The sequence below is a fragment of the Pseudomonas sp. zfem003 genome, from assembly GCF_032621675.1.
Lineage (GTDB): Bacteria > Pseudomonadota > Gammaproteobacteria > Pseudomonadales > Pseudomonadaceae > Metapseudomonas > Metapseudomonas otitidis.
On sequence record NZ_JAVYJG010000002.1, the window covers coordinates 71454 to 84548 of the forward strand.

The window sequence follows — 13095 nt, forward strand, 5'->3', positions numbered from 1 at the left end:
GTAGATACGTGTCTGTTCCTGAACCCTGAACACCCTGTAACCGGAGACGCGCGATGCCTGGCAACCTTTCAGCGACTGCACAGCCGAACCGCGCCCTGGCACTCGCCCGCCTGCTGGGCTACAGCGCCATCGGCCTCGTGCTGTTCTTCGTCCCGTTCGAGATCGCCGGCCGTTCCACCATCCTGATCGACCACGCCGCCTCGGCCCTGCAGGTGCACGCGCGCCCGCTGGTCATCGGCCTGGCGTTGCTCTTCATGCTCTACGGTGCCATCGAGCCCTGGCGCAGCGGGCGCTGGCGCCAGGGCCTCACCCACCTGGTGTTCAGCGTCCTCAAGGGCGTCGGCTTGCTGGTCGGCGTCGCCTACCTGTTCCAGGCGGGCCCCGCCGCCGTCTATGAGCCGGGCATGCTGCCGTTCCTCTTCGAAAAGCTGGTGCTGAGCCTGGCCCTGATCGTGCCGCTGGGGGCCCTGGCGCTGGTGTTCCTCATCGGATTCGGCCTGCTGGAGCTGGTGGGCGTGCTGATGCAGCCGGTGATGCGCCCCATCTGGCGGACCCCGGGCAAGTCGGCCATCGACGCCGTGGCCTCCTTCGTCGGTAGCTACTCCGTCGGCCTGCTGATCACCGACCGCATGTACCAGCAGGGCCACTACAGCGTGCGCGAGGCCGCCATCATCGCCACCGGGTTCTCCACGGTGTCGGCGCCCTTCATGGTGATCATCGCCAAGACCCTCGGCCTGATGGGGCAATGGAACCTCTACTTCTGGGGCGCCATGCTGGTGACCTTCGCCGTGACCGCCGTCAGCGCGCGGATCTATCCGCTGTCGCGGCTGCCGTCCGAGGGCCGGGCCGAACCGCCGCTGGCACCCGGTGCCAGCCGCCTGGCCAGTGCCTGGCGCGCTGGGCTGGAGCAGGCGGCCCAGGCCCCGACGCTGGCGTCGGCCCTGCGGGAAACCTTCATCGATGGCCTGCGCATGACCGCCGCCATTCTGCCCAGCATCCTTGCCGTCGGGCTCCTCGGGTTGCTGGCCGCCCGCTACACGCCGCTGTTCGACGCCGTCGGCCTGCTGCTCTATCCCGTCACCTGGCTGCTGGGCCTGGGCGAGCCGATGGTGGTGGCCCGCGCCCTCGCCGCCGGCCTGGCCGAGATGTTCCTGCCGGCGATGCTGCTCAAGGACGCCGACGTGCTGGTGCGCTTCGTCACCGCCATCGTGTCCGTCAGCAGCGTGCTGTTCCTGTCCGCCTCGATCCCCTGCGTGCTGGCCACGCGGATCCCGCTCCGCCTGCGGGACCTGCTGCTGGTCTGGCTGCAGCGCACCCTTCTCAGCCTGGTGTTCAGCGTGCCGCTGGCCTACCTGGCGCAATTCCTGGGCTGGCTGTGAGCCGCCCGAACATCCATCCACCTTCGCTGGAGACTGCCATGACCAAGTACCGCGACATCGAGATCCGCGCCCCGCGCGGCACCACCCTCAACGCCCGGAGCTGGCTCACCGAAGCCCCGCTGCGCATGTTGATGAACAACCTCGACCCCGAGGTGGCGGAGAACCCGAAGGAGCTGGTGGTGTACGGCGGCATCGGCCGCGCCGCACGCAACTGGGAATGCTTCGACGCTATCGTCGACAACCTGAAGAAGCTCGGCGACGACGAGACTCTGCTGGTGCAGTCCGGCAAGCCGGTGGGGGTGTTCCGCACCCACGCCGACGCCCCCCGCGTGCTGATCGCCAACTCCAACCTGGTGCCGCACTGGGCCACCTGGGAACACTTCAACGAGCTGGATGCCAAGGGCCTGGCCATGTACGGCCAGATGACCGCCGGCAGCTGGATCTACATCGGCAGCCAGGGCATCGTCCAGGGCACCTATGAAACCTTCGTCGAGGCCGGCCGCCAGCACTACAACGGCGACCTCAAGGGCCGCTGGGTGCTCACCGCCGGCCTGGGCGGAATGGGCGGCGCCCAGCCCCTGGCCGCGACCCTGGCCGGGGCCTGCTCGCTGAACATCGAGTGCCAGCAGAGCCGCATCGACTTCCGCCTGAAGACCCGCTACGTGGACGAGCAGGCCAAGGACCTCGATGACGCCCTGGCGCGCATCGCCCGCTACACCGCCGAAGGCAAGGCCATCTCCATCGCCCTGCACGGCAACGCCGCCGAGATCCTCCCGGAGCTGGTGCGCCGGGGTGTGCGCCCGGACATGGTCACCGACCAGACCAGCGCCCACGACCCGCTCAACGGCTACCTGCCCGCCGGCTGGACCTGGGAGCAGTACCGCGACCGTGCGCAGACCGACCCGGCCGGCGTGGTCAAGGCCGCCAAGCAGTCCATGGCCGTGCACGTGCGCGCCATGCTCGACTTCCAGAAGCAGGGCATCCCCACCTTCGACTACGGCAACAACATCCGCCAGATGGCCCAGGACGAGGGCGTGACCAACGCCTTCGACTTCCCCGGCTTCGTCCCGGCCTACATCCGCCCGCTGTTCTGCCGGGGCATCGGTCCGTTCCGCTGGGCCGCGCTCTCCGGCGACCCGCAGGACATCTACAAGACCGACGCCAAGGTGAAGGAGCTGATCCCCGACGACGCCCACCTGCACCGTTGGCTGGACATGGCCCGCGAGCGCATCGCCTTCCAGGGCCTGCCGGCACGCATCTGCTGGGTCGGCCTGGGCCTGCGCGCCAAGCTGGGCCTGGCCTTCAACGAAATGGTGCGCTCGGGCGAACTGTCCGCCCCGGTGGTGATCGGCCGTGACCACCTGGACTCCGGCTCGGTGGCCAGCCCCAACCGTGAGACCGAAGCCATGGCCGACGGCTCCGACGCCGTCTCCGACTGGCCGCTGCTCAACGCCCTGCTGAACACCGCCAGCGGCGCCACCTGGGTGTCGCTGCACCATGGCGGCGGCGTGGGCATGGGCTTCTCCCAGCACTCCGGCGTGGTGATCGTCTGCGACGGCACCGACGCCGCCGCCGCGCGCATCGCCCGCGTGCTGACCAACGACCCGGCCACCGGCGTCATGCGCCATGCCGATGCTGGCTACGCTGTGGCCATCGATTGCGCCCGCGAGCAGGGCCTGAACCTGCCCATGATCGGCAAGGGGGAATAAGCCGAAATGAATGCCTTGCACCTCACTCCCGGCCACCTGACCCTGGCCCAGCTGCGCGCCGCCTTCCAGCAGCCCCAGCGCATCACCCTCGACGCCTCGGCCGATGCGCCCATCGCCGCCAGCGTCGGCTGCGTCGAAGCGATCATCGCCGAGGGCCGCACCGCCTATGGCATCAACACCGGGTTCGGCCTGCTGGCCTCCACCCGCATCGCCCCCCATGACCTGGAGAAGCTGCAGCGCTCCCTGGTGCTGTCCCACGCCGCCGGAGTCGGCGAGGCGCTGGACGACGCTATGGTGCGGCTGATCATGCTGCTCAAGGTCAACAGCCTGGCGCGCGGCTTCTCCGGCATCCGCCGCACGGTGATCGACGCCCTGGTGGCGCTGCTTAACGCCGAGGTGTACCCGCACATCCCGCTCAAGGGCTCGGTCGGTGCCTCCGGTGACCTGGCGCCACTGGCGCACATGTCCCTGGTGCTGCTCGGCGAGAGCCGCGCCCGCCACAAGGGCCAATGGCTGCCCGCCCGCGAGGCCCTGGCCATCGCCGGGCTGGAGCCGCTGACCCTGGCCGCCAAGGAAGGGCTGGCGCTGCTCAACGGCACCCAGGCGTCCACCGCCTACGCCCTGCGCGGGCTGTTCGAGGCCGAGGACCTGTTCGCCGCCGCCACCGTCTGCGGCAGCCTCAGTGTCGAGGCCATGCTCGGCTCGCGGGCACCGTTCGACGCGCGCATCCACGCCGCCCGTGGCCAGCGCGGCCAGGTGGACGTGGCGGCGGCGTACCGCGAGCTGCTCACCGCCAGCAGCGAGATCGCCCGCTCCCACGAGAAGTGCGACAAGGTCCAGGACCCGTATTCCCTGCGCTGCCAGCCCCAGGTCATGGGCGCCTGCCTGACCCAGCTGCGCCAGGCCGCCGAGGTGCTGGAGATCGAAGCCAACGCGGTTTCCGACAACCCCCTGGTGTTCGCCGAGGAAGGCGACGTGGTGTCCGGCGGCAACTTCCACGCCGAGCCGGTGGCCATGGCCGCCGACAACCTGGCCCTGGCCATCGCCGAAGTGGGCTCGCTGTCCGAGCGGCGCATCTCGCTGATGATGGACATGCACATGTCCCAGCTACCGCCCTTCCTGGTGGAGAACGGTGGGGTCAACTCGGGCTTCATGATCGCCCAGGTCACCGCTGCCGCCCTGGCCAGTGACAACAAGGCCCTGGCCCATCCCCACAGCGTCGACAGCCTGCCCACCTCGGCCAACCAGGAGGACCACGTGTCCATGGCGCCGAACGCCGGCAAGCGCCTCTGGGCCATGGCCGAGAACGTGCGCGGCATCCTCGCCATCGAGTGGCTGGGGGCCTGCCAGGGGCTGGACTTCCGCACCGGCCTGAAGACCTCGCCGAAGCTGGAGCAGGCCCGCACCACCCTGCGCCAGCAGGTGCCCTACTACCAGGAGGACCGCTTCTTCGCCCCCGACATCGAGGCCGCCAGCGACCTGCTGGCCAGCGGTTGCCTCAACGCCCTGGTGCCGGCCGGCCTGCTGCCGAGCTTCTGAGCCCCTTCGCCGCCCCGGTCCCGGGGCGGCTCCATGCCTGCCTCTGCATGACAAGAACAATCAGGAGAGCAATGGAATGACCACGTCACACTCTTCCCTCCAGCGAGGCCTGAGCGCCCGCCACATCCGCTTCATCGCCCTGGGCTCGGCCATCGGCACCGGCCTGTTCTACGGCTCCGCCTCGGCCATCCAGATGGCCGGCCCTTCCGTGCTGCTGGCCTACCTGGTGGCCGGTGTCGCGGTGTACATGGTGATGCGCGCTCTCGGTGAAATGGCCGTGCGCAACCCCACGCCCGGCGCCTTCGCCGAATACGCCAGCACCTACATCGGTCCGCTGGCCGGGTTCATCACCGGCTGGACCTATGCGTTCGAAATGGTGATCGTCTGCCTCGCCGACGTGACCGCCTTCGGCATCTACATGGGGTTCTGGTTTCCCGACGTGCCCCGCTGGATCTGGGTGCTGTCGATCATCTGCTTCATCGGCGCGCTGAACCTGTGCACGGTGAAGGTCTTCGGTGAGCTGGAGTTCTGGCTGTCGCTGATCAAGGTCGGGGCCATCGTTGCCATGATCCTCGGCGGCTTCGGCATCATGCTCTACGGTTTCGGCCTGGAGACCGGCCATGCCGGCACCGGTCTCGAGAACCTCTGGCAGCACGGCGGTTTCATGCCCCATGGTTTCGGTGGCCTGGTGGCCTCCCTGGCCGTGGTGGTGTTCGCCTTCGGCGGCATCGAGATCATCGGCGTGACCGCTGCCGAAGCCCGCGACCCGCAGAAGGTCATCCCCCGCGCGGTGAACGCGGTGCCGGTGCGCATCCTGCTGTTCTACGTGCTGACCCTGTTCGTGCTCATGGCGATCTTCCCCTGGCCGCAGATCGGCACCCAGGGCAGCCCCTTCGTGCAGATCTTCGACGGGCTGGGTATCGGCTCGGCCGCCATGATCCTCAACCTGGTGGTGATCTCCGCCGCCGTGTCGGCCATCAACAGCGACGTATTCGGCGCCGGTCGCATGCTCTATGGCCTGGCGCTGCAAGACCAGGCGCCGTCCGGCTTTGCCCGGGTCTCGCGCCACGGCGTGCCCTGGCTAACCGTGGTGGTGATGGCCGGCGCACTGCTGATCGGCGTGGTGCTGAACTACCTAATCCCGGAGCGGGTGTTCCTGCTGATCGCCTCCATCGCCACCTTCGCCACCGTCTGGGTCTGGCTGATGATCCTCGTTTCCCAGGTGGCCATGCGTCGGCGCATGAGCCCGGCCGAACAGCAGGCATTGGCGTTCAAGGTGCCGTTCTGGCCGGTGGGACCGGTCCTGGCCATCGCCTTCATGCTGTTCATCTTCGCCGTGCTGGGCTGGTTCCCGAAGACCCAGATGGCGCTGCTGGTGGGGCTGGTGTGGATTGCACTGCTGGTGCTCGCCTACTGGCTCTGGGTGCGTCCGTCGGGCCGCGAGCCCGAGCCGGTCGCCGAACTGCCTTGAACCCCGTGCCGCCCGCAATGCGGGCGGCCTCATCCATGGAGGACCCATGACCCTCGCCCATTCCAGCCATGCAAAGGGCCCACGATCATGAAGACGTTCTGGCACAACGCCCACATCGCCACCCTGCGGGACGGGCGCTATTCCATCATCGAGCAGGGTGCGCTGCTCACCGAAGGCGCGCTGATCCGCTGGGTCGGTCCGCTGGCCGAGGCCCCGGATACCGGCGATGCCAGGCGGGTCGACCTCGGTGGCGCCTGGGTCACCCCGGGGCTGATCGACTGCCACACCCACCTGGTGTTCGGCGGCGACCGCAGCGCCGAGTTCGAGCAGCGCCTGGAGGGCGTCAGCTACGCCGAGATCGCCGCCCGGGGCGGTGGCATCGCCAGCACCGTGCGTGCCACCCGCGAGGCCAGCGAGGACGAACTGCTGGCCAGCGCGGTGACACGCGCCCGGCACCTGCTGCGCGACGGCATCACCACCCTGGAGGTGAAGTCCGGCTACGGGCTGGACCTGGCCAGCGAGCGCAAGATGCTGCGGGTCGCCCGGCGCCTGGGCGAGGTGCTGCCGGTGACGGTGAAGACCACCTGCCTCGCCGCCCACGCCTTGCCGCCGGAATACGCCGGCCGCGCCGACGACTACATCGAGGTGGTCTGCACCGAAATTCTGCCGGCACTGGCCGCCGAGGGCCTGGTGGATGCGGTGGACGCCTTCTGCGAGCACCTGGCCTTCTCCCCGGCCCAGGTCGAGCGGGTGTTCCAGGCCGCGCGCGGGTTGGGGCTGCCAGTGAAGCTGCACGCCGAGCAGCTGTCGTCCCTGCATGGTTCCAGCCTGGCGGCGCGCTACGACGCGCTGTCGGCGGACCACCTGGAATACATGACCGAGGACGACGCCATCGCCATGGCCGATGCCGGTACCGTCGCCGTGCTGCTGCCGGGTGCCTTCTACCTGCTGCGCGAGACCCAGCTGCCACCCATCGACGCCCTGCGTCGCCATGGCGTGACCATGGCGGTGGCCAGCGACCTCAACCCCGGCACCTCGCCGGCGCTGTCCCTGCGGCTGATGCTCAACATGGCCTGCACCGCGTTCCGCCTGACCCCGGAAGAGGCCCTGGCCGGCGTCACCCTCAACGCCGCCCGCGCCCTGGGCCTGGCCGAGCGCTGCGGCAGCCTGGAAGCGGGCAAGCTCGCCGACTTCGTCGCCTGGGACATCCAGCGCCCGGCGGAGCTGGCCTATTGGCTCGGCGGCACCTTGCCCAACCGGGTGGTGCGCCACGGACAGGAGATCGACCTTGGATAACGTCCTCGACTTCACACCCGGCCGCGTGCCGCTGCTGATCAGCATGCCGCACCCCGGCACCCGCCTGACCCCGGCGGTGGAGGCCGGCCTGAGCGATGCCGCGCGCTCGCTGATCGACACCGACTGGCATATCCCGCTGCTCTACGACTTCGCTGCCGAGCTGGGGGGCGCGACCCTGGCGGCGCGCTACTCGCGCTACGTCATCGACCTCAACCGCCCGGCGGACGACGCGCCGCTCTACGCCACCGCCACCACCGGCCTGTTCCCCGACGTGATGTTCGACGGCCAGCCGCTGTTCCGCGAAGGCGCGGCACCGTCCGCCGAAGAGCGCGCCGGCTACCTGGAACGCATCTGGACGCCCTACCACGGGCGCATCGCCGAGGAGCTGGCGCGGCTGAAGCGCGAGTTCGGCTATGCGCTGCTGTTCGACGCCCACTCCATCCGCGCCTTCATTCCCCGCCTGTTCGACGGCCACCTGCCGGATTTCAACCTCGGCACCCACGCTGGCGCCAGCTGCGACCCGGGCCTGGCCGATGCGCTGGTCAGCGTCTGCGCCCGTGCCGAGGGCTACAGCCACGTGCTCAACGGCCGCTTCAAGGGCGGCCACATCACCCGCCACTACGGCCAGCCGGCCCAGCACATCCACGCCGTGCAACTGGAACTGGCCCAGCGCACCTACATGAATGAAGAGGAGCCCTTCGCCTTCCGCGAAGACCTCGCCGTCCCCACCCGCAAGGTCATCCGCCAGCTGCTGCTGGCGATGCTCGCCTGGGGGCGGGAGCGCTATGGGCGTTGAGCCAAACCGGGTACGTACATGAGACCGAGGCCGCGTTGCGGCCCTTGGGCGAATGAATTCGCCCCTACAGGCTTGTTGGCCGGGGCCTGCGCGTAGGGTGGGCAGGGCGGCGTTCCGCTTCAGCCCACCGGTACGCTGTCAGGCGTGGGGGAATGCTCAGGCCGGGATCACTCCCAACTGAGGCGGGCGAGCTTCCAGTCGCCGTCGTCGCGCCACCATTCGAGCTTCACGGCGTATTGGCGGGCGGCGTCGGGGATGAGGCCTTCGGCGCCGGTGAGGGCGACGCGGGCGTCGGTGTGGCCCTTTTCGCGGTAGGTGGGGTCGAGGCGGCTGTCCTGGCTCAGGGCGATAATCGCGATGTTCTTGTGGCGCATGAACAGCAGCGCCATGGTGCGCCGTGCCCATTCGCGGTCGTTGCCGTCTGCGGTGGTGAACTGCGGGTGCAGCTGCTTCATCACCGCGCCGGTGTCCTTCGCTTCCAGGTTGGCCTGCAGGGCCTTGACCGCTGCCTCCAGCTCGGCGGCCGGGTCTTCGCGGCCGCAACCGGCGAGCAGGGCCAGGAACAGTACGATCGGTAGGGTGAACAGCCTCGCTGACATATTCGAACTCCATTTCCCTCGTTTATGATGCCGGGCACATTAGGCGGCGGATGTCCCGTGGGGCATTGGCCTAGAGCACAGAATCGGAGCCCAGCATGCTGACTTTGTATCCGGAAATTAAGCCCTACGCCCGCCACGAACTGGCTGTGGACGAACCGCATGTGCTCTACATCGACGAGAGCGGCACCCCCGACGGCTTGCCGGTGGTGTTCATCCACGGCGGCCCGGGTGCCGGCTGCGATGCCCTGAGCCGGCGCTTCTTCGACCCGACCCTGTACCGCATCGTCACCTTCGACCAGCGTGGCTGTGGCCGCTCCACCCCCCACGCCAGCCTGGAGAACAACACCACCTGGGACCTGGTCGCCGACCTCGAACGCATCCGCGAGCACCTGGGCATCGACCGTTGGGTGCTGTTCGGCGGCTCCTGGGGTTCCACCCTGTCGCTGGCCTACGCCCAGGCCCACCCGGACCGGGTGCGGGCACTGATCCTGCGGGGCATCTTCCTGTGCCGTCCCCAGGAGCTGAAGTGGTTCTACCAGGAGGGCGCGAGCCGGCTGTTCCCCGACTACTGGGAGGACTACCTGGCGCCGATCCCGGCGGACGAGCAGGACGACCTGATCCAGGCCTTCTACAAGCGCCTCATCGGCACCGACCAGATCGCCCAGATGCACGCCGCCAAGGCCTGGTCCACCTGGGAAGGCCGCACCGCCACCCTGCGCCCCAGCGCCTCGGTGGTGGAGCGCTTCAGCGAGCCGATGCGCGCGCTGTCCATCGCCCGCATCGAGTGCCACTACTTCGTCAACAACGCCTTCCTCGAACCCAACCAGCTGCTGCGCGACATGCCGCGCATCGCCCACCTGCCGGGGGTGATCGTGCACGGTCGCTATGACGCCATCTGCCCCCTGGAGAACGCCTGGGAGCTGCACAAGGCCTGGCCCAACAGCGAGCTGCAGATCGTCCGCGACGCCGGCCACGCCGCCTCCGAAGCGGGCATCACCGATGCCCTGCTGCGCGCCACGGACAGCATCGCACGCCGCCTGCTGGACCTGCCGCCGGAAGAGGAAGCCTGATGAAGGCGCTGCTGCAACGGGTCTCCGCCGCCCGGGTGGATGTCGCCGGAGAGACCGTCGGCGCCATCGACCGCGGCCTGCTGGTGCTGGTGGGCGTTGAGCCCCAGGACACCGAGGCCAGCGCCGACAAGCTGCTGCACAAGCTGCTCAACTACCGCGTGTTCAGCGATGCCGAAGGGAAGATGAACCTGTCCCTCGGTGCCGTGGAGGGCGGCCTGCTGCTGGTCTCGCAGTTCACCCTGGCCGCCGACACCCGCAGCGGCCTGCGCCCGAGCTTCTCCAGCGCCGCGCCGCCGGCCCAGGGCGAGCGCCTGTTCGACTACCTGGTGGCGCGGGCCCGTGCCCAGCACGCCCAGGTCGCCACCGGGCGCTTCGGCGCCGACATGCAGGTGCACCTGGTCAACGACGGCCCGGTCACCTTCCTGCTGGAAAGCTGAGCCCGCTTCGCTCCGCGCCGCCTGTCCGATAGTGGCGTGCTTGTTGCTTCGGGTTGACTCGCCATCCACGGTCCGGGCGGTTAGGATTTCGCGCCATGCCCGTCGGGTCCGTGGGCGCCGCTTCACACAATAACGATCTGCCCTGTCAGGAGTAAGAATGAAGAAGCTTCTCGCATCCCTGTTGCTCTCCGCCTGCGCCTTCACCGGCCTGGCCCACGCCGGCGTCGTCGATGACGCGGTCAAGCGCGGCACCCTGCGGGTCGGCATGGACCCGACCTACATGCCCTTCGAAATGACCAACAAGCGCGGCGAAATCATCGGCTTCGAAGTGGACCTGCTCAAGGCCATGTCCAAGGCCATGGGCGTGAAGCTGGAGCTGGTGTCCACCAGCTACGACGGCATCATCCCGGCCCTGCTGACCGACAAGTTCGACATGATCGGCTCCGGCATGACCCTGACCCAGGAGCGCAACCTGCGCATCAACTTCTCCGAGCCCTTCATCGTGGTCGGCCAGACCCTGCTGATCCGCAAGGACCTGGAAGGCAAGATCAAGTCCTACAAGGACCTCAACGACGGCCAGTACCGCATCACCTCCAAGATCGGCACCACCGGCGAGATGGTCGCCAAGAAGCTGATCGCCAAGGCCCAGTACCACGGCTTCGACAACGAGCAGGAAGCGGTGATGGACGTGGTCAACGGCAAGGCCGATGCCTTCATCTACGATGCCCCCTACAACGTGGTTGCGGTGAACAAGGCCGGCGCCGGCAAGCTGGTGTACCTGGAAGAGCCCTTCACCTACGAGCCCCTGGCCTTCGGCCTGAAGAAGGGTGACTACGACAGCATCAACTGGATCAACAACTGGCTGCACCAGATCCAGAAGGACGGCACCTACGAGCGCATCCATGCCAAGTGGTTCAAGAACACCGCCTGGCTGAAGGACATGGAATAACGGGACGCGCTCCCCGCTGCACGCGACAGGTCCGGCCCACGAGGCCGGACCTGTCTTTTTCGCCCCCCAGGCATCGCCATGAGCGAGACCCATCGTGACTAGAAAACACCGCCGTACCTGGCCCTGGCACCTGCTGACGGGCCTGATCCTGCTGGTGGTCGCCTACGGCCTCTGGTACTCCACCTCCCTGATCTCCTACGAGTGGCGCTGGAACCGGGTGCCGCAGTATTTCGCCTACCAGGCCGAAGAGGCCCAGCGCGCGGCCGACTACGCGCGGGTCGAGGCCATTGCCGAGGAAGGCGCCAACGCCCGGGTGACCCTGGTCACCGAGGGCGGCGAGGAGCAACAGCTGCAGGTGGCCAAGGACAGCCTGCAGGTCAGCCAGGGCGACGACCTCTCCGAAGGCGACGTGGTCGGCGTGACCCGACACTGGGCGGCCGGCCCGCTGCTCTGGGGCCTATGGACCACCCTGTGGATATCCGTGCTCTCGGGCGCGCTGGGGCTGGTGATCGGCCTCTTCACCGGGCTCTGCCGGCTGTCGCAGAACCCCACCCTGCGTGACCTCTCCACCGTGTACGTCGAGCTGGTGCGGGGCACCCCGCTGCTGGTGCAGATCTTCATCTTCTACTTCTTCATCGGCACCGTGCTGGACCTCTCCCGGGAGTTCGCCGGCGTCGCCGCCCTGGCGCTGTTCACCGGGGCCTACGTGGGCGAGATCGTCCGCGCCGGCGTGCAGTCCATCGCCCGTGGGCAGAACGAGGCCGCGCGTTCCCTCGGCCTCACCGGAGGCCAGTCGATGCGCTACGTGATCCTGCCCCAGGCGTTCAAGCGCGTGCTGCCGCCACTGGCCGGGCAGTTCATCAGCCTGGTGAAGGACACTTCGCTGGTGTCGGTGATCGCCATCACCGAGCTGACCAAGAGCGGCCGCGAGGCGATCACCACCTCGTTCTCCACCTTTGAGATCTGGTTCTGCGTCGCCGCGTTGTACCTGGTCATCAACCTGCCGCTGTCGCAGATCGCCAACCGACTGGAGCGGAGGCTCGGGAAAAGTGATTGAAGTCCGCAACCTGATGAAAGTCTTCGACGCCCGTGGCCAGCAAGTGCGCGCCGTCGACGACGTGACCACCTCGGTCAAGCGCGGCGAGGTGGTGGTGGTGATCGGCCCCTCCGGCTCCGGCAAGTCCACCTTCCTGCGCTGCCTCAACGGCCTGGAGGAACTGGACGCGGGCTCGGTGAGCATCGACGGCGTCGACCTGGCCAACCCGAAGACCGATGTGAATGCCTACCGCCGCGAAGTCGGCATGGTGTTCCAGCACTTCAACCTGTTCCCGCACATGACCGTGCTGGAGAACCTGTGCCTGGCGCAGAAGGTGGTGCGCAAGCGCGGCAAGGCCGAGCGCGAGGAGAAGGCCCGGGCGCTGCTGGCCAAGGTGGGCATCGCCCAGAAGGCCGGCGAGTACCCCTCGCGCCTGTCCGGCGGCCAGCAGCAGCGCGTGGCCATTGCCCGGGCGCTGTGCATGGAGCCGAAGGTGATGCTGTTCGACGAGCCCACCTCGGCGCTGGACCCGGAGATGGTCGGCGAGGTGCTGGACGTGATGAAGCAACTGGCCCAGGAGGGCATGACCATGGTCTGCGTCACCCACGAGATGGGCTTCGCCCGCGAGGTGGCCGACCGGGTGTTGTTCTTCGACCATGGCAAGTTGCTGGAGGATGCGCCGCCGGCGCAGTTCTTCGATCAGCCCCGGGACCCGCGTGCGCAGGCGTTCCTCAGGCAGGTGCTGTAAGGGAATGGAAAGGGCCGCGATGCGGCCCTTTTTCTGTTGGTGGAGATGCAGGCCTCTAGTCCAGCT

General features: G+C 68.4%; 12 protein-coding genes. 11 read left to right on the top strand and 1 reads right to left on the bottom strand.

The window, feature by feature from the left end; translation table 11 throughout:
- Positions 1-53: 53 nt before the first annotated feature.
- The 6 genes from RTK35_RS03830 to hutG all read left to right on the top strand — a co-directional run bounded on the left by RTK35_RS03830 (position 54) and on the right by hutG (position 8190).
- Positions 54-1379, top strand: coding sequence for a YjiH family protein (locus RTK35_RS03830; protein WP_316907428.1), 1326 nt, complete (start codon positions 54-56; stop codon positions 1377-1379).
- 38 nt (positions 1380-1417) lie between these two features.
- The gene (gene hutU / locus RTK35_RS03835) at positions 1418-3088 is read left to right on the top strand and encodes a urocanate hydratase (RefSeq protein WP_316907429.1); all 1671 of its coding nucleotides are present in this window, start codon (positions 1418-1420) and stop codon (positions 3086-3088) included.
- Between the two features lie 6 nt (positions 3089-3094).
- Entirely contained in the window at positions 3095-4627 is a 1533-nt protein-coding gene (gene hutH / locus RTK35_RS03840; protein ID WP_044405477.1) for a histidine ammonia-lyase, read from the top strand.
- Between the two features lie 76 nt (positions 4628-4703).
- Positions 4704-6098, top strand: coding sequence for an amino acid permease (locus tag RTK35_RS03845; RefSeq protein ID WP_316907430.1), 1395 nt, complete (start codon positions 4704-4706; stop codon positions 6096-6098).
- An 87-nt stretch (positions 6099-6185) separates the two neighbouring features.
- Positions 6186-7394, top strand: coding sequence for an imidazolonepropionase (gene hutI / locus RTK35_RS03850; protein WP_316907431.1), 1209 nt, complete (start codon positions 6186-6188; stop codon positions 7392-7394).
- A complete protein-coding gene (hutG, locus tag RTK35_RS03855; RefSeq protein ID WP_316907432.1) occupies positions 7387-8190 on the top strand; it encodes an N-formylglutamate deformylase in 804 nt (267 codons plus the stop codon). The genes hutI and hutG overlap by 8 nt, the downstream gene beginning before the upstream one ends.
- 167 nt (positions 8191-8357) lie before the next feature.
- Here the strand turns inward: hutG and RTK35_RS03860 are convergent, their stop codons facing one another.
- On the bottom strand, positions 8358-8789 hold the full coding sequence (locus RTK35_RS03860) for a hypothetical protein (RefSeq protein ID WP_074973641.1): 432 nt from the start codon (positions 8787-8789) through the stop codon (positions 8358-8360).
- Positions 8790-8884: 95 nt separating this feature from the next.
- Here RTK35_RS03860 and pip point away from each other — a divergent pair, with 95 nt between their 5' ends.
- The 5 genes from pip to RTK35_RS03885 all read left to right on the top strand — a co-directional run bounded on the left by pip (position 8885) and on the right by RTK35_RS03885 (position 13029).
- Entirely contained in the window at positions 8885-9859 is a 975-nt protein-coding gene (pip, locus tag RTK35_RS03865) for a prolyl aminopeptidase (protein ID WP_044405487.1), read from the top strand.
- Positions 9859-10296 (top strand): D-aminoacyl-tRNA deacylase, encoded by a 438-nt coding sequence (gene dtd / locus RTK35_RS03870; protein WP_044405489.1) that lies wholly within the window; start codon positions 9859-9861, stop codon positions 10294-10296. The genes pip and dtd overlap by 1 nt, the downstream gene beginning before the upstream one ends.
- A 157-nt stretch (positions 10297-10453) precedes the next feature.
- On the top strand, positions 10454-11245 hold the full coding sequence (locus RTK35_RS03875; RefSeq protein WP_044405490.1) for a transporter substrate-binding domain-containing protein: 792 nt from the start codon (positions 10454-10456) through the stop codon (positions 11243-11245).
- Between the two features lie 94 nt (positions 11246-11339).
- Positions 11340-12302: an amino acid ABC transporter permease gene (locus RTK35_RS03880; RefSeq protein WP_074973645.1), complete on the top strand. Its 963-nt coding sequence runs from the start codon at positions 11340-11342 to the stop codon at positions 12300-12302.
- On the top strand, positions 12295-13029 hold the full coding sequence (locus tag RTK35_RS03885) for an amino acid ABC transporter ATP-binding protein (RefSeq protein WP_316907433.1): 735 nt from the start codon (positions 12295-12297) through the stop codon (positions 13027-13029). The genes RTK35_RS03880 and RTK35_RS03885 overlap by 8 nt, the downstream gene beginning before the upstream one ends.
- Positions 13030-13095 lie beyond the last annotated feature (66 nt).